17 protein-coding genes, 1 tRNA gene and 1 pseudogene are annotated in these 17736 nt (G+C 58.9%); 10 read left to right on the top strand and 9 right to left on the bottom strand.

Annotated elements, in window-relative coordinates:
- The first annotated feature begins 58 nt into the window (after nt 1-58).
- The 8 genes from C8029_RS13305 to C8029_RS13270 all read left to right on the top strand — a co-directional run bounded on the left by C8029_RS13305 (nt 59) and on the right by C8029_RS13270 (nt 7487).
- Nucleotides 59-1093 (top strand): TRAP transporter substrate-binding protein, encoded by a 1035-nt coding sequence (locus tag C8029_RS13305; RefSeq protein WP_152003068.1) that lies wholly within the window; start codon nt 59-61, stop codon nt 1091-1093.
- A gap of 83 nt (nt 1094-1176) precedes the next feature.
- Complete coding sequence (locus tag C8029_RS13300; RefSeq protein ID WP_152003067.1) at nt 1177-1674, top strand: TRAP transporter small permease; 498 nt, start codon at nt 1177-1179, stop codon at nt 1672-1674.
- Nucleotides 1667-3058 carry a TRAP transporter large permease gene (locus tag C8029_RS13295; RefSeq protein ID WP_009573847.1) on the top strand — a complete coding sequence of 464 codons (1392 nt, stop codon included), beginning with the start codon at nt 1667-1669 and terminating at the stop codon, nt 3056-3058. The genes C8029_RS13300 and C8029_RS13295 overlap by 8 nt, the downstream gene beginning before the upstream one ends.
- A 136-nt stretch (nt 3059-3194) precedes the next feature.
- Nucleotides 3195-4397, top strand: coding sequence for a 3-hydroxybenzoate 6-monooxygenase (locus C8029_RS13290; protein ID WP_152003066.1), 1203 nt, complete (start codon nt 3195-3197; stop codon nt 4395-4397).
- Nucleotides 4398-4425: 28 nt separating this feature from the next.
- Nucleotides 4426-5124, top strand: coding sequence for a fumarylacetoacetate hydrolase family protein (locus tag C8029_RS13285; RefSeq protein ID WP_009573849.1), 699 nt, complete (start codon nt 4426-4428; stop codon nt 5122-5124).
- A 15-nt stretch (nt 5125-5139) separates the two neighbouring features.
- The gene (maiA, locus tag C8029_RS13280) at nt 5140-5787 is read left to right on the top strand and encodes a maleylacetoacetate isomerase (RefSeq protein ID WP_009573850.1); all 648 of its coding nucleotides are present in this window, start codon (nt 5140-5142) and stop codon (nt 5785-5787) included.
- A gap of 27 nt (nt 5788-5814) precedes the next feature.
- A complete protein-coding gene (locus C8029_RS13275) occupies nt 5815-6918 on the top strand; it encodes a cupin domain-containing protein (RefSeq protein WP_009573851.1) in 1104 nt (367 codons plus the stop codon).
- Entirely contained in the window at nt 6918-7487 is a 570-nt protein-coding gene (locus tag C8029_RS13270) for a maleylpyruvate isomerase N-terminal domain-containing protein (protein WP_009573852.1), read from the top strand. The genes C8029_RS13275 and C8029_RS13270 overlap by 1 nt, the downstream gene beginning before the upstream one ends.
- A 9-nt stretch (nt 7488-7496) precedes the next feature.
- Here C8029_RS13270 and C8029_RS13265 read toward each other — a convergent pair whose 3' ends face one another.
- From C8029_RS13265 to C8029_RS13250, 4 genes and pseudogenes are all read right to left on the bottom strand, one after another.
- A complete protein-coding gene (locus tag C8029_RS13265) occupies nt 7497-8111 on the bottom strand; it encodes an AAA family ATPase (RefSeq protein WP_009573853.1) in 615 nt (204 codons plus the stop codon).
- Nucleotides 8111-8902, bottom strand: coding sequence for an ATP-binding cassette domain-containing protein (locus C8029_RS13260; protein ID WP_009573854.1), 792 nt, complete (start codon nt 8900-8902; stop codon nt 8111-8113). Before C8029_RS13260 ends, C8029_RS13265 begins: the two co-directional genes overlap by 1 nt.
- Nucleotides 8899-9977, bottom strand: a pseudogene (locus tag C8029_RS13255) (ABC transporter permease). Before C8029_RS13255 ends, C8029_RS13260 begins: the two are co-directional and overlap by 4 nt.
- A gap of 83 nt (nt 9978-10060) precedes the next feature.
- Nucleotides 10061-11071: a sugar ABC transporter substrate-binding protein gene (locus tag C8029_RS13250; RefSeq protein WP_009573856.1), complete on the bottom strand. Its 1011-nt coding sequence runs from the start codon at nt 11069-11071 to the stop codon at nt 10061-10063.
- Nucleotides 11072-11244: 173 nt separating this feature from the next.
- Here C8029_RS13250 and C8029_RS13245 point away from each other — a divergent pair, with 173 nt between their 5' ends.
- Nucleotides 11245-12417, top strand: coding sequence for an ROK family transcriptional regulator (locus tag C8029_RS13245; protein WP_009573857.1), 1173 nt, complete (start codon nt 11245-11247; stop codon nt 12415-12417).
- Between the two features lie 449 nt (nt 12418-12866).
- Here C8029_RS13245 and C8029_RS13240 read toward each other — a convergent pair whose 3' ends face one another.
- The 3 genes from C8029_RS13240 to trxC all read right to left on the bottom strand — a co-directional run bounded on the left by C8029_RS13240 (nt 12867) and on the right by trxC (nt 14234).
- The gene (locus C8029_RS13240) at nt 12867-13442 is read right to left on the bottom strand and encodes a recombinase family protein (RefSeq protein ID WP_009573858.1); all 576 of its coding nucleotides are present in this window, start codon (nt 13440-13442) and stop codon (nt 12867-12869) included.
- A 160-nt stretch (nt 13443-13602) separates the two neighbouring features.
- Nucleotides 13603-13678: transfer RNA gene (locus tag C8029_RS13235), tRNA-Ala, on the bottom strand.
- A 94-nt stretch (nt 13679-13772) separates the two neighbouring features.
- Nucleotides 13773-14234: a thioredoxin TrxC gene (gene trxC / locus C8029_RS13230; protein WP_009573859.1), complete on the bottom strand. Its 462-nt coding sequence runs from the start codon at nt 14232-14234 to the stop codon at nt 13773-13775.
- Nucleotides 14235-14319: 85 nt separating this feature from the next.
- On the opposite strand from trxC, the gene C8029_RS13225 reads away from it, so the two are divergent.
- Complete coding sequence (locus C8029_RS13225) at nt 14320-14499, top strand: hypothetical protein (RefSeq protein WP_009573860.1); 180 nt, start codon at nt 14320-14322, stop codon at nt 14497-14499.
- Here C8029_RS13225 and gcvP read toward each other — a convergent pair whose 3' ends face one another.
- Nucleotides 14500-17346 (bottom strand): aminomethyl-transferring glycine dehydrogenase, encoded by a 2847-nt coding sequence (gcvP, locus tag C8029_RS13220; protein ID WP_152003065.1) that lies wholly within the window; start codon nt 17344-17346, stop codon nt 14500-14502.
- Nucleotides 17347-17358: 12 nt separating this feature from the next.
- Nucleotides 17359-17730 (bottom strand): glycine cleavage system protein GcvH, encoded by a 372-nt coding sequence (gene gcvH, locus C8029_RS13215; protein ID WP_009573862.1) that lies wholly within the window; start codon nt 17728-17730, stop codon nt 17359-17361.
- Nucleotides 17731-17736: the final 6 nt, after the last annotated feature.

Raw genomic sequence — 17736 nt, 5'->3', positions numbered from 1 at the left:
AGTATACCCACTATCTGCGCAACGGGAGTGCGCCCAGATAAAATTCGGAGGAGCTCATATGTTTTCTAAAGCCAAAATTCTCGGCACACTCACGGCCGCCGCGATCCTGTCGGCCACCACCGCCATGGCGCAGGACGTCACGCTGATCATGCACCATTTCCTGCCGCCGGTGGCCAATGCCCATAAGGTGATGTTGGAACCTTGGGCCCAGACCATAGAAGCCGAAAGCGACGGTCGCATCGACATTGAAATCTATCCGGCCATGTCAATGGGTGGCAAACCCAGCGAGTTGTACGGTCAGGTCCGCGACGGCACCGCCGACATCGTTTGGACCCTCTTGGGCTACACGCCGGGGGTATTCCCGCGCACCGAAGTGTTTGAATTGCCTCGCGTTCACAAAGGCTCCGCCCGCGACACCACCATCGCGCTCAATGCCTCGCTTGATCTGTTGGCCGAGGATTTCAAGGACATCCACGTGCTGTTTTTGCACGCCAATGACGGCAACCTGATCCATTCCGCCAGCACACCAATCAACACATTCGAAGACGTCGCGGGCATGAAACTGCGCACGCCGGGTCGTTCTGGCGCCTGGACGATTGAGGCCATGGGCGCAGAACCCGTCAGCCTGCCCGTGCCTGCCGTGCCGGAATCCATGGCCAAAGGCGTGATCGACGGCGCCCTGACCACCTATGAAATCGTACCCGCACTGAAATTGCAGGAACTTGAAAAATACACCGCCGAATTGCCCAATGGCGACCGGTTTGGCACCGCCGTTTTCATGGTGGCGATGAACCAAGACGCCTATGACGCGCTGCCGGATGATCTCAAAACCGTGATCGACGCCAACTCCACCGTCAATGTCGCCGCAGAAATCGGCCAGATGTGGGAAGATTTCGAAGTCGAAGGCATTGCCGCCTTGGACGCGGCGGGCGTGACCCGCACCGTGTTCTCTGCCGAAGAGGGCGCGAAATTTGACGCCGCCAATGACACTGTCGTGACCCGCTGGATCGACGAAGTCTCCAGCAAAGGCATTGATGGCGCGGCGCTTGTCGAAGCGGCCCGTGCCGCAGTGGCCAAAGCCGAAGCCCAATAAACCAAACCTAAGCGGGGGCGCTGGTTCGCCCAATACCCCCGCTGAACCGACCCCCAAACCACCACCCAACCGGGAGGCCTGCTATGCACGCTCATGTGACGCGTCTGGCTGACATCTTTGCGATGCTTGGAGGCGTGATCCTCTTTGTCATCGTGATGGTCACCACCACCAACACCGGCGCTTTCATCCTCGACCGCATCCTTGCGCCCGTTGGCGTCAATATCTCTGGCCTGCCCGGCTATGAAGACTTTGTTCAACTCGCCATTTCCGGCGCAGCCTTGATGTTTTTCCCTTACACGCAGGCCTCGCGCGGCCATGTCGCGGTCGACCTTTTCGTCGCCAACGCGCCGATGGTGGTCAAACGTGTGCTGGATCACATGTGGCTGATCCTCACCGCCGCTGTGGCGTTGTTTTTGGCCTATTGGATGATCAACGGCTTGCTGGAATCGCGCTCGGACGCAGCGGTGGCCGGGGTGCTCGGCTGGCCGATCTGGCCGTTTTATATCCCTGGCATCGCCTCGATGATCCTTTGGGCCATCGTCTCTGTGAGCCAAATTTTCGGAGATGCCCGCTATGCTTGATCCCATCACCATCGGCGTGGTCGGCCTTGTTGTCCTGTTCGCCCTTTTGATGCTGCGGATGCCTGTGGGCATCGCGATGATCTTGGTCGGCGTCGGCGGCACCTATGCGCTGTCTCTGTCTGTGCCATATGTGCGGTTTGTGCCCTATATTCGCCAGTTCAAGTCTTTGCTTTGGGAAAACGTGGCCAATTATGACCTCTCGGTCGTGCCGCTTTTCGTGCTCATGGGCTATATCGCCGCCGAAGCACGGCTGTCCTCTGACCTGTTCAAAGGGCTAGAAGCGCTTCTTTCGCGTCTGCGCGGCGGCGTGGCCATGGCGGCCATTGCGGCCTGTGGTGGCTTTGGCGCGGTCTGCGGATCGTCCTTGGCGACGGCCGCGACCATGGGCAAAGTCGCCCTGCCGGAGTTGAAAAAACTCGGCTACGCGGATCGTTTGTCGGCGGGCGCCTTGGCGGCAGGCGGCACGTTGGGCATTCTCATTCCGCCCTCTGTCGCGCTGGTGATCTATGCGATCATCGTTGAGGGATCGATCCTCAAAATGTTCCAAGCCGCGGTCCTCCCCGGCCTTTTGGCGGTGCTGTCCTTTATCCTCGTGGTTGCCATTCAGGTGCGGATCAACCCGTCCCTGGCCCCCGAACCGCGCCCGATGCCACGCGACGAACGCAACATCGCGCTCAAACGCCTGTTCCCGGTCATCGCCATTTTCGGCGCAATCATTTTGGGGCTGGGGTTTGGCCTGTTTACCCCCACCCCCGCCGCCTCCATTGGCGTGTTCATGATCGCCGCTTATGGCTTTGTTTTGCGGGCACTGACCGGCGAGGGGCTGAACCTCAAAGGCCTCAGACGCGCGGTTCAGGCGACGGCGATCACCTCCGGCATGATCTATCTGATCCTGTTTGGCGCCGAAGTGCTCAAGGGCTTTTTCACCCGATCCGGCCTGCCGCAAGCTCTGTCTGACTGGGCCGCGACCTCTGGCTTGGACCCGATGTTGGTGCTGGTCATCATGTTGATCGCCTTCGTGATCCTTGGCTGTTTCATGGAAAGCCTGGCGATGATCCTTGTCGTCGTGCCGTTCTTTTGGCCAACCCTGATTGCCCTCAATGGCGGCGAATATGTCAGTGCCGCCGATGCCGCCTTTGGCATGGACATCGAGGATTTGAAAATCTGGTTCGGCATTCTGGCGCTGATCGTGGTCGAGCTTGGCCTGATCACGCCGCCTGTCGGTCTCAACGTGTTCATCATCTCCTCTCTGGCCAAGGACACGCCGATGTCGACCGTGTTTCGCGGTGTCATGCCCTTCCTTGGCTCTGAAGTCATCCGTGTGGCGCTGATCATCCTGATCCCCGCCCTTACCCTCACCATTCCGCGCCTGATCGGCGGCTAAAGCGTTTCGCGTTAAACTTGAGACACAAGTTTGATGCGAAACGCGCACAACATCTAAATCTTGCACGGCGTTTCGCGAAAATCTGTGATCCAGGCCTTTCACGAAACGCTTTAAGTTCCGAAAAAGGAGACATCTCATGTCTGATCTTCCTATCCTCATCGCCGGTGGTGGCATCGGGGGGCTCGCCGCCGCCTGTGGCCTCGCCCGCAAAGGTCATCGCTCCATTGTCGTCGAACAGGCCCCCGCGCTTGGCGAGATTGGCGCGGGCATTCAAATCGGCCCGAACGCCTTTCATTGCTTTGACTATCTCGGCATCGGTGACGAGGCCCGCGACAAGGCGGTCTATATCGACGCCCTGCGTCTGATGGATGCGCAAACCGCCGAAGACATCACCTCGATCCCGCTCGACGCGCCGTTTCGCGAGCGTTTTGGCAACCCCTACGCCGTGGTCCACCGCGCCGATTTGCATGGGGTCTTGTTGAAATATTGCGAAGACAGCCCGCTGATCGACATCCGCACCAACCATGTTGTCGAAGGCTACGACCAAGACGGCACCTCGGTCACGCTCAAACTCAAAGACCGCGATGCGATCAAAGGCTCGTTTTTGATCGGGGCTGAGGGGCTGCGCTCGTCCGTTCGCGCCCAGATGATCGGTGATGGCGAGCCGCGCATTTCCGGCCACACCACCTATCGCTCAGTGATCCCGACCGAACAAATGCCCGAAGACCTGCGGTGGAACGCCGCCACATTGTGGGCCGGTCCGAAATGCCACATCGTTCATTACCCGCTCAAGGGCTGGAAAATGTTCAACCTCGTGGTGACCTATCACCGTGACGTCAAAGAGGCGATTGCCGGCAAACCTGTGTCGAAAGAAGAAGTCGCGCAGGGCTTTGAGCACATCCACCCGAAAGCGCGTCAGATCATCGAACATGGCAACGATTGGAAGCTTTGGGTTTTGTGCGACCGCGAGCCGATTTCCAACTGGGTTGAGAACCGTGTGGCTCTGCTGGGTGATGCCGCGCATCCGATGCTGCAATATTTTGCCCAAGGTGCCTGCATGGCGATGGAAGACGCGGTGGCCTTGTCCCATTGCATTGAAAACTATGGCGATCATGTCGAAAGCGCGCTTCAGCGCTACCAAGATATGCGCCGCGTGCGCACCGCCCGGGTTCAGATGAATTCCCGCCTGATCGGTGAATATATCTACCACCCGGATGACGCCAAAGCGGCCGTGCGCAACCATGTGATGAAGGGCATGTCCCCCGCACAATGGTACGACCAACTCTCATGGATTTATGGCTCCACAGGCCTCGACGAAACCGCTTTGGCGGCTGAGTAACCTCCCCAAAAACCAAAGGACAGATCAGATGACGTATGTCTTCCCCCCCGCGCCTCAGGCCACGATTGCAGTTGAGGGCACCGACGAGCGCCTCCCCGTGCGTCGCATTTTCTGCGTCGGCCGCAACTACGCCGCCCATGCCCGCGAGATGGGCAAAGACCCGGATCGCGATCCGCCGTTTTTCTTTACCAAACCGGCGGATGCGGTTGTGGACAGTGGCGAGACCGTGGCCTACCCGCCCGAGACCGAGAACTTTCACTACGAGGCCGAATTGGTCGTGGCAATCGGCACCGGCGGTAAAAACATTACCGAGGCCGACAGCCTGTCCCATGTCTGGGGCTATGCGGTGGGCAACGATTTGACCCGGCGCGATCTGCAACTCAAAGCCCGTGAACAGGGCCGCCCGTGGGACTGGGGCAAGGCGTTTGACCGCTCTGCCGTGATTGGCCCGGTGTTCCCGGTCGCCAAGGTCGGCCACCCGTCCAGCGGCGCGATCACGCTCACCGTCAATGGCGATGTGAAACAGGATGCGGATCTCAATGAACTGATTTGGTCGGTGCCAGAGATTATTTCGATCCTGTCGCATTCCATTGCGCTGGCCCCCGGCGATTTGATCATGACCGGCACGCCCGCAGGCGTCGGCCCGCTCGTTTCTGGTGATGTCTGTGTCGTCTCCATTGAGGGCCTAGGGTCGATCGAGACCCCTATTGGCCCCAAAGAAGATTGAGCGAGGCCGAATGCCATGACATTGAAGTTACACAACTTCTTTCGCTCCTCCACCTCAACGCGGCTGCGTGCCGCGTTGAACCTCAAGGGGGTGGATTTTGACTATATCCCCTATGTGCTGCGGACGGGGGAAACCCGCACGCCGGAGTATTTGGCGAAAAACCCGCAAGGCTTGGTGCCGACCTTGGAGCGTGAAGACGGCACGTTTATGACCCAGTCTCTGGCCATCATCGAATGGCTGGAGGAAACCCACCCCGAACCCGCGCTTTTGCCTAAAGATGCCGACGGGCGGGCGCGGGTGCGGGCGCTGTCTTACATGATCGCTTGCGAAATCCACCCGCTCAACAATCTGCGGGTGCTGTTCCGCCTGCGCGATCAATTCGACGCCGACGAAGAGGCACAAAAAGACTGGTTCACCCATTGGGTCACCACCACTTTTGACGCGTTTGAAGCGGCCCTGACGCACAGCGCAGACACCGGCACCTATTGCCACGGCGACACGCCCACTTTGGCGGATGTGTGCCTTTACGCGCAGGTCTGGAACAACAAACGCTTCGGCATTCCGCTTGATCCCTGGCCGACGATTGCGCGCATTTATGCCGCCCTCGACCAACTCCCCGCCTTTGCCAAGGCGGCCCCGCCCCAACAGCCGGACGCAGCCTGAGCGTCCCCAACCCGCAAGGAGGTTCCCATGAATGAACAGCTTGATCACGACAGTGTAGACCATGCGATGCAGCCCGACGACACGCCAGAATTGCGCGCGCTTTACAAAGGGTTTGAGGCCGAAAGCCTGATCCCGCTTTGGACCCAGCTTGGCGATCTGATGCCGATCCATCCAAAATCCAAAGCTGTGCCGCATGTTTGGAAATGGTCGAACCTGCTGCCCTTGGCGGAAAAATCCGGCGAACTGGTGCCGGTGGGTCGCGGGGGCGAGCGCCGGGCCCTTGGGCTAGCCAATCCAGGCCTTGCGCCCAACGCCTATGTCACACCGACCATGTGGGCCGCGATCCAATATCTCGGCCCGCGAGAAACCGCGCCCGAACACCGCCATAGCCAAAATGCGTTTCGCTTTGTCGTCGAGGGCGAAGGCGTGTGGACCGTGGTCAACGGCGATCCGGTGCGGATGTCGCGCGGCGATTTGTTGCTCACCCCGGGGTGGAATTTCCATGGCCACCACAATGACACGGACAAACCGATGGCATGGATCGACGGGCTCGATATTCCGTTCAGCCAGCAAATGGATGTGGGCTTTTTTGAATTCGGCTCCGACCGGGTGACCGATTACGCCACGCCGAATTTTTCGCGTGGCGAGCGGCTTTGGTGTCATCCGGGCCTGCGGCCACTGTCGCAGTTGCAAAACACCGTGTCCTCACCGATCGGGGCCTATCGCTGGGAGTTCACCGACCGGGCGTTGACCGAGCAGCTTTTGTTGGAGGACGAAGGCCAACCCGCCACCGTCGCCCAAGGCCATGCCGCGATCCGTTACGTCAATCCGACCACCGGCAATGATGTGATGCCGACGATCCGTTGCGAGTTCCACCGTCTGCGCGCAGGCGTTGAAACCGCACCGCGCCAAGAGGTCGGATCGAGTGTGTTCCAAGTGTTCGAGGGCAAGGGTTCGGTGGTGCTCAACGGCGTGACCACCCCACTTGAAACCGGCGATATGTTCGTCGTGCCGAGCTGGGTCAAATGGTCGTTGCAAGCGGAGAGCCAATTCGATCTGTTCCGGTTCTCTGACGCGCCGATCATGGAAGCGCTGTCGTTCATGCGCACGAAAGTCGAGGGGCAAAGCTGATGACGCTTGGCGAGACCGATCAGGTCGCCCGCGCAGCGCTCAAGGCCCGCCAAGGCAAGGGCGCGCGCTATGACGCCGCCGGTGCGCCCGCCGAAGACCTGTTGATGGCGCGTCGTGGCACCGCCTATTTTGCCCGCAAACTCAATGAGTTGTCGGATAACGATCTGGACGGGGCAGTCTTGCGCCCCGACTGGACCCGACGGCATGTGATCGCCCATGTCAGCTATCATGCCCGCCATCAGGCTTTGCTGCTTGAGGCGTTGGTCAAGGGCGTGGCCTATACGCCGCCGAATGACGAAAAGCACCAAATGCCCGCTTTGGACCTGGCCGCGACCTTGCCGGCGCGCGCCCTGCGGCACTTGTTTCATCACTCGGAGGTGCATTTGAACGTCTGTTGGCGTGACCTCACCGATGCGCATTGGGACATGCCGCTGACACTGCCTGATAGCGCGGCGACCACCGTCCGCGCTCTGCCCATGCTGCGCGCGCGCGAGGTCTGGTTTGGCGCGTTGGATTTGGACAATGGCGGGCGGCGGACGGACCTGCCGCAAGCGGTGCGCGGCCTGTAATAACCGCCTTTAATCGCTCGATATGGTCCAATCGGCGGACGTGCTTTGCGTGATCACTGTGTCGGCGTTGATCAAATCATTGCTCTGCGCCCGCACGCGCGCCGCATCCGGGTCCAAGCCGTGATCCAACCAACGCGCGATCAGGCGGCGTTCAAGCTCCGCCTTTGGCACGTCGATAAAGACCGTCATATCCCAAAACCGGGCGAGATCGCGCCAAATGGGGCGGTCGAGCAAGAGGTAATTGCCCTCGATAAGCAGAATACGCGTGGCGTCAGACAGCGCCCCCGCCTCGGGCACGGTGCAATCTTTGGTACGGTCAAACAGCGGAAAGCGCGGGCTGTCACCCGTGGCGAACTGTGTGATCAGGCTCAAAAAAGCCGCCGCATCAAAGGTGTCTGGCGCACCTTTGCGCGCCAGAAGGTCGTGCTGGCTCAACCAGTCATTGTCGCGATGAAACCCGTCCATCGGGATGACCTGCGCCTCTGGTCCGATCTGATCGGCCAACGCCTCGGCCAGCGTCGATTTGCCCGCGCCGGGAGGTCCGGCAACGGCAACCAAAAGCCGCGTCCGCCCGTCTGCGGCGGCGCGGATTTTGGCAACCAAAGCGTTCAGGCGGCTCTCCATCAGGCGGCTGCGGCCTCGGCCGGTGGCTCTTTTGCCCCGGTCATAAAGGCCACGGCATCCGACATGGTGTATTCTTTCGGATCAATCACGCAAAGCCTGCGACCAAGGCGGTGGATGTGAATCCGATCCGCCACTTCGAACACATGCGGCATGTTGTGCGAGATCAAAATGATCGGAATGCCACGCGAGCGCACATCCTGAATGAGCTCCAACACCCGGCGGCTTTCCTTGACGCCAAGAGCCGCTGTCGGTTCGTCCAAAATGATCACCTTTGAGCCAAAGGCCGCGGCGCGGGCCACGGCGACGCCTTGCCGTTGCCCCCCCGACAGGGTTTCCACCTGTTGGTCGATGTTCTGGATCGTCATCAGACCCAGCTCGGACAGTTTTTCACGGGCGAAATCGCGCATCGCCCCATGATCCAAAGCCCGAAGGAACTTGCCCGCAAAGCCGGGTTTGCGAATCTCGCGCCCTAGGAACATGTTGTCGACGATGGACAGCGCAGGCGAGAGCGCGAGGGTTTGATAGACCGTGGCGATGCCTGCGTCCTGGGCCTCAAGCGGCGAGCGGAAATGAATCTCTTCACCATCCAGTTTGATCGTACCCGCATCGGGTTTGACCGCGCCAGACAGCGCTTTGATCAAGGAGGATTTGCCCGCGCCGTTGTCCCCGATCACGGCCAAAATCTCGCCCGGATAGAGTTCGAAATCACAGGTGTCGAGCGCGGTGACGCGGCCATAGCGTTTGGTCAGGCCCTTGGCCGAAAGAATGGGCTGAGTGTTGGACTGTGTCATGCCGAAGCCTTTCTGATCCATTGGTCGATGGCGACCGCGATGATGATGAGCCAACCGATGGCAAAGACCTGCCAGAGCACATCCACACCGGCCAGACGTAACCCGGATTGGAACACGCCGACGATGAGCGCGCCAAACAGAGCGCCAAGGATCGAGCCGCGCCCGCCAAAGAGCGAGATGCCCCCGATCACAACGGCGGTGATGGATTGCAGGTTGCCCTCATAGAAGCCTGCGGCGAAATAGACCCAACCCGACCGATAGAGGCCCATGCGGCGACGGCACAGATGAAACCGGAAAGCGCATAGACCGACAAAAGCGTGCGGTCGGTGCGAATGCCCGCCAATTCCGCCGCCTCTTTGTCGTCGCCCACGGCGTAAACATGACGGCCCCAGGCGGTTTTGTTGAGCATGTACCATAGCACCGCAAAGACCAGCACCATTAGGATCGAGCCATAGGTGATGCGCGCGCCGCCCATTTCGATGGTCTGGCCAAAGAATTTCAGCAAAGGCGCATTGGCGTCGATGTCTTGCGAGCGGATGGATTGCGCACCTGATAGCCATAGGTTGAGCGCGAAAAAGATCGACCACGTGCCCAAGGTGGAGATAAAAGGTGGCAATTTGATCTTGGTGACCAAGAAGCCGTTGATCAGCCCCGCCACGGTCCCGCCAACAAAGGCAACGATGAGCGCGATGGGCGCAGGTACGCCGTTATACACCGCCAAATTGCCCGCAATCACCGCCATCAAAACCATGATCGCCGCAACCGACAGGTCGATCCCTGCGGTGAGGATGATCAGGGATTGCGCGGCGGCGAGGATACCGATGATCGACACCTGCTGCATGATCAAAGTCAGGTTGAAGGCAGAGAAAAATTTACCGCCTGCAATCAGGCCGAACACAACAACGGCGGCGGCCAAAACGATCACCGGGACCAGCGTCGGATTGCCATGCAAAGCCGACTGAAGCCGTTCGATGATATTTTTCTGGGAGGTCTCAAACGAGGCGACAGACCGGTCGCTTTTATCCAGAACCTGTTCAAAATCTTGGCCTTTTTTGGCCGAGGTGGTGTCACTCATTTCCCTGTCCTTCGAGGTCGGAGGGCGAAAAGAGGGAGGAGAGGCAGCACGCTGCCTCTCCCGGTGAAACGATGCAGATCAGATCAGCCCCAGCACTTGCCGAGCGCTTCTTCGGAGGTGATCGACGGGATACCTTCGACCGGTTGATCGGTGACAAGCTCAACACCCGTGTTGAAGAAATCGAGACCTTCGGAGTTCATCGGCTTTTTGCCCGTGTCGGCATAGGCTTTGATCGCCTCGATGCCTTTGGAGGCCATCAACAACGGGAACTGCATGGAGGTCGCGCCGATCACGCCGTCCTTGACGTTTTGCACGCCGGGGCAACCGCCATCGACCGACACGATCAAGGCCTGAGACTCAAGGCCCATGGATTTGAGCGCTTCATAAGCTCCAGCTGCGGCCGGTTCGTTGATGGTGTAAACCACATTCACGCCGCTGTCTTTTTGCAGCAGGTTCTCCATCGCAGTGCGACCGCCCTCTTCGTTGCCGTTGGTCACGTCATTGCCAACGATGCGCTCGTCGTCTTCGTCACCGATGTCTTTCGGGTCTTTGATGTCGACGCCAAACCCCTGCAAGAAGCCGTTGTCACGCAGGTAATCGACGGACACTTCGGAGGGATTGAGGTCCAAAAGCGCGATTTTCGCCTTGGACGTATCGCCCATTTTCGCCGCCGCCCATTGGCCGATCAATTCGCCAGCCAAAAAGTTGTCGGTGGCAAAGGTCGCGTCTGCGGTGTCGGTCGGCTCAAACGGGGTGTCGAGCGCGATCACCAATAGACCGGCTTCGCGGGCCTGGGTCACGACAGGTGCCAAGGCGCGGCTGTCAGACGGGGTGATCAGGATGCCTTTGGCACCCCCTGCGATACAGGATTCAACGGCTGCGATTTGTGTTTCCACATCACCGTCAAGTTTGCCCGCATAAGTATTGAGTTTGATGCCCAAAGCCTCGGCTTGCGCGCTTGCACCCTCTTTCATTTTCACAAAGAAAGGGTTGGTGTCCGTCTTGGTCACAAGGCATGCGCTGATGTCCTCAGCAAAGGCCCCGGATGCCGTCAAAGCCAGCGCAATTGCGCTTCCAGTCAGAAGTTTTTTCATGGTCGTCCTCCCAAAATATCGTCGCGCTGCCTTTACAGGATCACGCATCACTCTCACCACTTCCTCCGAGCGGCTCACGGTGAAAAGACATGATTCCTAACGTCCCGTCAATAAATAAATCCATTTGATTTATTAATGCGAGTTCGACAATATGACCTACGGGAGGACGACAGATGAATGATATTGAGGTGCGCCAGCTTCGATCCGGCGTCAATCAGATTGGCGTGCGTGAGATCAACGAAAGACTGATCCTCTCGCTCATTCAACGCCATGGAGGCATGCCCGGAAGCGAGCTTGCCAAGCGCACTGATCTTTCGGCTCAAACCGTATCTAACATATTGAGAAAACTTGAAAATGAAGGCTTTCTCAAACGCGGAACCCCTAAGCGTGGCAAGGTAGGAAAGCCCTCAATTCCGATGGAAATCGACTCGGACGGAGCGCTGTCGTTTGGCCTTAAAATCGGGCGACGCTCGTCAGATTTGGCGGTGATGGATCTGTCTGGCCGAGTGTTGGAACAGCGCTTGATCACCTACCGTTATCCGATGCCCGACCAAATCTTTACCTTTTTGCGTGAGGGTATGGAGGCGCTCGCCGGGGCGTTGACCCCCTATCAACGCAAGCGCCTGTGCGGCATTGGCGTCGCGGCGCCGTCGGAAATTTGGCGCTGGAGCGACGCTTTGGGCGCGCCGGAGGATTTCAACATTTGGCGCGAAATCGACTTTGCAACAGAGATCGCGACATTCTCCGACCTGCCGCAATATACCGACAATGACGCCACGGCCGCCTGCCGCGCCGAACATTTTTTTGGCCGCGGACGCGCCTTTTCCGACTACGCCTATTTCTTCATTGGCTCCTTCATCGGCGGCGGCATTGTCATGGCCTCCTCGGTCGTCGAAGGCCGGCAACACAATGCCGGGGCTTTTGGCTCCCTGCCCCACATCACCGCCGAGGGCAAAGAGGTGCAATTGATCGACGCCGCCTCGCTCTATCTGTTAGAGGCCGCCGTGCTTAAAGCCGGGGGCGACACCGCCGCGATGTGGCGCATGCCACAAGATTGGACCGGCTTTGGCACAGATTTGGATGACTGGATCACCCAGTCCGCCAAGGCCCTTGCCTCCGCCAGCCGCACGGTCTGTAGCGTGATTGATTTCGAAGCGGTGTTGATCGACGGAGCCTTTCCCGCCGACGTACGCGAGCGGCTTGTGGCCGAAACCCGCACGGAACTTCAGGCGCTCGATCTGCGCGGCTTGATCACACCCCGGATCGAACCCGCCCAAATCGGCGGCAATGCCCGCGTGATCGGGGCCGCCGCCGAACCGATGTTCTCGCAATTTTTCCTGACCTGAACCGGATCGACACAAAGCCTGCGCTCAGCGCCTCAATGACTTGGCGGCGCTGGCTGAGGAAGACGGACGCATCTCCTTAAGACCCAATGCGTTGCCATGAGTAATGGCGGAGATGACGTCTTACCCAGAAATCCAAAACAATAAGAGACAGAACAAGGAGAAGCATGCGCAAAGCAGGCTCTTCCGCAATCTTCGAGGTTCCGTTTTCCCCACCTTCCGGCCCAGCTGCTCAAAGTTCTGGATATTGTCATCCAGCTCAGGGATGCCCGACAATACCAGCAAGAAAGGCCGGATCTCGGATTTCAGGATAGACTTGAAAGAGTCCAATTCCGCACCCCGTGATGCTGCTAGAATTTGAATAATTCGGAATATTGTTCTGCCAATTGGCCCCAAAGCGCTGCATGAGAGTTTTTCAACACAATCCGCCCCTCGTGTCTGATCACTCCCTCTCAGCCTACCACGTTTTCTGCCAGAGGTAATAGGCTGATTGGCTGATCGGCGGGCCTTCCAGAACCGCGAGGGTTTTCCATATTTTTGTCCCTTTTGTACCCGGCCTCAATCATTTGGATGGCGACGGCTTTTCGCAGGTCTGTCATGCTCGGCATGCGCCCCAGACGTTGGCCACGGGCCTTGGCCTCTTGCAGCGCGATCTTGGTCCGGTCGGAGAAGCCTTTGCGGTCGAGGCGGTTGAGGGCGGTCAGCAGAGTGCCGATTTGGGACTGCCAATCGTTTCGGCTGTCGAATGCCTCATCAAGGCAGCGAACATGAATGCCCAACTCCCGCGCTGCCTCGACCGTGGCGGCGATGCCTTGTGTTGAAAGATTGAGGTCGCTCAGAGACGGGGCGATGAGTTCCGCGTCTGCACTCAGATCGTTAAGCCAGACGGGCGGTGCATTTGGCTCTTCTGGGTCGGTCGCGAGAATCCGCTCCGTCGGAACACCTTCCGCTTCAAGCCGTGCAATCGCGAGCTGCCGATCCTCCGCGCTTCGCACTCCAGAGATCACGCCATAGCGATTTTCGGACATCGGAGACCTTTCGGAGAGAGCGTAAAACGGAGCGCGTTTGTGTTGGACCTGCGAAACAGCTACTATATCTTGTGTTTCAGAATTTTCTTGACACTGAGATGCACGTTTATGCTCCAAAAATGCACTCTTATGGTCCAATGACAATGACAAACTGAGATTTTGGTGGAGTTGATCGGGATCGAACCGACGACCTCGTCATTGCGAACGACGCGCTCTCCCAACTGAGCTACAACCCCATATGGCGCGATTTTTGTCCCTCTCCGACGCCAAAGTCAAGACGGGCATGGGAGAGGGTTCTGCGCCAGACTGTCACGCCCATCGCGCCAGATATCAGGCGGGCAGTTTGCCGTTTTCCACCACAAAGGCCACAATATCACGCGCCGGACGGGCACCTGCAATGCGCGCCACCTCTTGGCCGCCTTGGTACAGGATCAGCGCCGGAATCCCCCGGATGCCGTTTTGCATCGACACTTTCGGGTGCTCCTCAGTGTTGATCTTGGCAAAACGCGCACGGCCTTTCAGCTCCTGCGCCGCTTTCGCAAATTCTGGCGCCATCATCCGGCAGGGGCCGCACCACGGCGCCCAGAAATCCACCAAGACCGGCAGGTCGTCCTTTTTCGACAGCGCTGTCAGCCCCTTCGGGTCCAGCTCCGCCACTTTGCCGGACATCAACGGCTCGCCACAGGTGCCGCATTTCGGCCCGGCGCTGAGTTTGTCGGTTGGCACACGGTTGACCTGACCACAGGTGGCACAGGCGAGTTTGACGGCATCTTTTTGCAAAGTCGCGGCCATGATGGCCTCCTTTTCATATTCGGGCTTTTCACATTCCAGTTAAGGAATATATGTACCCTGCCCCTGCCCTGTTCAAGAGGTCAAAATGACACCGTTCAAAACCCTGCCGCCCGAGGTTCAGGCACAATTGCGTGACACCTATGCCAAAGAGATGGAACCACAGGCAAAGACCTGTTCATTGGACGAAAAAATCGCCCGCTTTAACGCCTGGCTCGCGCCGCAGGGGGTGTCCTTTGATCTGGACGACCTCCCGCGGCGCAAATGATCATTCTGCCGCTTCGATATAATGCTCCGGCGGCGGGCAGAGACAGATCAGATTGCGGTCGCCATAGGCGTTGTCGACCCGGCCCACAGGCGGCCAATATTTGTCGACCCGGAACGATCCCGGCGGGAAACAGCCCTGTTCACGCGAATAGGGACGATCCCATTCAGCAACCAGATCATTGACCGTATGCGGCGCATGTTTGAGCGGGTTGTTGTCCTGCGGCAGTTCACCGTTTTCGATCTGGGCAATCTCGGAACGGATCGACAGCATCGCCTCACAAAACCGATCCAACTCGGCTTTGGTCTCTGACTCGGTCGGTTCGATCATCAGCGTGCCGGGCACCGGGAACGACATGGTCGGCGCGTGAAATCCACTGTCGACCAGACGCTTGGCAATGTCATCCACGGTCACGCCTGTCGGCTTTTCGAACCCCCGCGGATCGACGATACATTCATGCGCCACGCGCCCCTGTTTGCCCTTGTAGAGCACCGGAAACGCCGCATCCAGACGCGCGGCGATATAGTTGGCGTTTAGGATCGCCACCTTGGTCGCCTGCGTCAGGCCCGCCCCCCCCATGAGCATGCAGTACGCCCATGAGATCGGCAGGATCGAGGCCGAGCCATAAGGTGCGGCCGACACCGGACCGGTCTCGCCACCGGTCTCAGGATGACCCGGCAAGAACCGTTCCAAATGCGCCTTGACCCCAATCGGCCCCATGCCCGGCCCACCGCCGCCATGCGGGATACAAAAGGTCTTATGCAGGTTGAGGTGGCTGACGTCCGAACCAATGTCGCCGGGTTTGGCCAAGCCCACCAACGCATTGAGGTTCGCGCCATCGAGATAGACCTGTCCGCCGTGATCATGGGTGATCTGGCAGACCTCCTTCACTGTCTCCTCGAACACGCCATGGGTCGAGGGATAGGTGATCATACAGGCGGCCAGTTTGTCCCCCGCCGCTTCGGCTTTGGCGCGGAAATCCTCAAGATCAATATCGCCATTGGCCGCCGTGTTCACCACCACCACCTTGAGACCGACCATCTGGGCCGAGGCCGGGTTGGTGCCATGCGCCGACATCGGAATGAGGCAAATGTTGCGCCCGCCCTGCCCGTTGGCACGGTGATAGGCCATAATCGTCAACAGCCCGGCATATTCGCCCTGCGCGCCGGAATTCGGCTGCATCGACATGGCGTCATAGCCGGTGATGTCGCACAGTTTGTCCGCCAAGTCTTTGATCATAAAGGCATAGCCTTCGGATTGATCTTCGGGGGCAAAGGGGTGGATCGCGTTGAATTCCGGCCATGTGATCGGCATCATTTCGACCGCGGCGTTGAGTTTCATCGTGCAAGAGCCCAGCGGGATCATCGCGCGATCGAGCGCCAAATCCCGATCCGCCAAACGCCGCATATAGCGCATCATTTCGCCTTCGGCTCGGTTCATCCCGAAAATCGGATGGCTCAAGTAACTGCTTTTGCGCAGCATTTTTTCCGGGACCCCAAGCCCCGGAAAGCCGCCCGGCACCTCGGCGTCAGAGCCAAAGGCGCGCCAGACCTGGGCGATGATTTCGGGCGAGGTCAGCTCGTCGACCGAAATGCCGATCTTATCCGTGCCGACCTTGCGCAGGTTGATCCCCTCGGCCATCGCCGAACGCAGGATCACACCCTGCATCGCGCCGACCTCCACCGTGAACGTGTCATAAAACGCCGCAGGGGCGATTTTGAAACCGGCGGATTTGAGGCCTTCGGCCAGACGCACCGCGTTGAAATGGATCATTTCGCCAATGGCACGCAGGCCCGCAGGGCCATGAAACACCGCATAAAACGAGGCCATAACGGCGAGCAAAGCCTGTGCGGTACAGACGTTGGAGGTCGCCTTTTCACGCCGGATATGTTGTTCGCGGGTCTGAAGCGACAGGCGATAGGCACGGTTGCCTGCGGCGTCGACAGAGACGCCAACAATCCGCCCCGGCATGGCACGTTTCATCTCGTCCTTGCAGGACATAAAGGCCGCGTGCGGGCCACCAAACCCCATCGGAACACCAAAGCGTTGCGCCGAGCCGACGGCAATATCGGCGTCCATTGCGCCGGGGTCTTTGAGCAACGTCAGCGCCATCAAATCGGTCGCCATGATCGCCACGGCTTTGACCTCATGCAGGGCTGCGATCTGTGGCGTAAAATCCGTGACCTCACCATAGGTGCCCGGATATTGAAAAATCGCGCCAAAGACTTTGGCCGCGTCCAGATCGCGCGGGTCCCCCATAACGATCTCGATGCCCAAAGGCGCGGCGCGGGTCTGCATCACCGCGATGTTTTGCGGATGGCAGTTTTCATCGACAAAGAACCGCGTCATTTTCGATTTCGACACACGCTGCGCCATGGTCATCGCCTCGGCACAGGCGGTGGCTTCGTCCAACAAAGACGCGTTGGCGACCGGCAGTCCGGTCATGTCGGAGACCATGGTCTGGAAATTCAACAACGCCTCAAGACGCCCCTGCGCGATCTCCGGCTGGTAGGGCGTATAGGCCGTATACCATGCCGGATTTTCCAAGATATTGCGCTGAATGGCGGGCGGCGTGACCGTCCCATAAAACCCCTGACCGATGAGCGAGGTCATGACCACGTTCTTTTTCGCCACTTTGCGGATGTGACCCAGAACCTCATGTTCGGTCATCGGCGCCCAGTTTAAGGGCTCCATCTGCCGAATGCCCATGGGCACGGTTTCGTCAATCAACGCATCCAAAGAGGGCGCGCCGATCACTGCCAACATCGCATCCATCTCTTCGGGAGAGGGGCCGATGTGACGGCGGTTGGCAAAATCATAGGGATTGTACGTCGATGGGGTATAGGCCACGCCTGATGCTCCTCAGCCGATATAGGTTTTGTATTCAGCTTCGGACATGTAGTCGTCGAGCTCAGACAGGTCTTCGATCTTCATCTTGAAAAACCAAGCGTCGCCCAGAGGGTCTTCGTTCACCTTGCCCGGATCATTGGCCAGCGCTTCGTTGACCTCAACGATCTCGCCGTCCAAAGGCGCGAGAATATCGGAGGCCGCTTTCACGGACTCGATCACCACCACTTCGTCGTCTTTCGACACCACGGTGCCCTCATCCGGCAGTTCGATGAACACGACATCGCCCAATTGCGTGGCGGCATGTTCGGTGATGCCGACGACGACCAAATCGTCCTCGATGCGCAGCCATTCGTGTTCTTCGGTGAATTTGGTTTCAAGTGCCATGTGGGA

Origin of the sequence: Roseobacter sp. TSBP12, from assembly GCF_009129705.1 — a bacterium.
Classification (GTDB): Bacteria; Pseudomonadota; Alphaproteobacteria; order Rhodobacterales; family Rhodobacteraceae; genus Celeribacter; species Celeribacter baekdonensis_A.
This window is presented reverse-complemented; position numbering and strand designations above follow the sequence as displayed.